Origin of the sequence: Burkholderia sp. LMG 13014 (assembly GCF_905232215.1) — a bacterium.
Taxonomy (GTDB): domain Bacteria; phylum Pseudomonadota; class Gammaproteobacteria; order Burkholderiales; family Burkholderiaceae; genus Burkholderia.
The window spans coordinates 1-1,595 of the sequence record NZ_CAJNKE010000929.1 but is presented as its reverse complement, the minus strand read 5'-3'; the positions used below and the strand labels follow the sequence as shown (position 1 = coordinate 1,595).

General features: G+C 67.6%; 1 protein-coding gene and 1 pseudogene. Both read right to left on the bottom strand.

The features are described 5' to 3' along the window. The coding region (locus JYJ84_RS36230; RefSeq protein ID WP_205190259.1) for an HDOD domain-containing protein at positions 1–728 on the bottom strand (728 nt) is incomplete at its 3' end. 27 nt (positions 729–755) lie between these two features. Continuing rightward, positions 756–1,595, bottom strand: a pseudogene (gene cdpA / locus JYJ84_RS36225) (cyclic di-GMP phosphodiesterase CdpA); the annotation flags it as partial.

Genomic DNA, 1,595 nt, shown 5'->3' with positions numbered 1-1,595 from the left:
TCGTCGGTCGCATGGCCCGCATCGCGGTCGTCGTCATCGTTGCCGAACGCGTCGACGTGGACCAGGTGGTCGTGGTCGGCCATCCCCGCGCGGATCACGTCGGGCAATCGCCAGCGCGCGGCCGCCTCGAGCCCGATCTCGTCGAAGCCGACACCGAGCACATCGATGCAGGCGGCCGTTTCGTCGCCGTGCAGCTCGGCCGCGCGGCGGCGGATCCGGTCCCATTCGCTGTCGAGATAGCAGACCACGAGCAGCTTGCCGACCTGGCGCATCAGCGTGCAGACGACGGCTTCCTCGCCCCCGCGCAGCTCGGCGCGCTCGGTAAGCTTGCGCGCGACGCAGCCGGACAGCAGCGCGCGGTTCAGTTCGAGCTTTGCGTCGATGCGCCGCGGCGTGCTGTGGTGGAAATGGTCGACGAGCTTGAGCCCGACGACCAGATGGCCGACGGCGTCCATGCCGAGCACCATCAATGCGCGGGTCACGGTCGTGATGTTGCCGCCGAACGCCATGTACATCGCGGAGTTCGCGAGCCGCAGCACTTTCTGCGTGAGCGCGAAATCCGACAGCACGACGCGCACGAGCGCGGTGAAGTCGAGGTCGTCGTTCTTCATCGCGGCCATCGTCGCGCGCAGCGATTCCGACAGCAGCGGGAAATCGCCCCGCTCGTTCATCCGGGCCCACAGCTTGTCGAGCAATGCGGTGCGGGGCAGGTGTTCGGTGATTGACATACGGATCTGTCCGGTTCGCCGCGCGCGTCAGGCGGCGTGCAGGTGCAACTGCTGCGCCTCGAAGCGCCGCGCGAGCTCCTCGGATGGCAGCGCCTGGCAGACGAGCCAGCCCTGGATATGGTTGCAGCCCATCTCCGTCAGCAATTCGCGCTGCGCCTCGGTCTCGACGCCTTCCGCGACGAGCTCGAGATCGAGCGTCTGCGCGAGGCCGACCACCGCCGACACGATCGCGCGGTCGTTGCGCGAGGTCAGCAGGTTCTCGACGAAACTGCGGTCGATCTTCAGCTTCGCGAGCGGGAAGCGCTGCAGATACGCGAGGCTCGAATAGCCGGTGCCGAAATCGTCGATCGCGAAGCGGATGCCGAGATCGGTCAGTTCCTCGAGCAGCCCCTTCGCCTGCGCGGGATCGTGCATCAGCAGGCTTTCGGTAATTTCGAGCACGATGCGGCGCGGGTCGATGCCCGTCAGCGCGATCGCCTCGCGCACGCTCTGCGTGAAGCGCGGGTCGCGGAACTGCTGCGGCGACACGTTGACCGCCACGTACTGCAGCGCGAGCCCCTGGCGATCCCAGGCGACGAGCTGCATGCACGCGGCCTTGAGCACCCAGTTGCCGAGATAGTTGATCAGGCCGATCGATTCGGCGAGCGGAATGAAGGTCGCCGGCGGCACGAGCCCGTGCACCGGATGGCGCCAGCGGATCAGCGCCTCGACGCCGACCACCGCGCCCGACTGGCTGCGCGTGATCGGCTGGAAATGGAGCGAAAACTCGCCGTTGCGCACGCCGTCGTACAGGTCGGCTTCGAGCTTCAGCCGTTCGGCATCCGCCGGATCGTCGACCGGCGCGTGGAACGCGAGTGCATTGCCGCC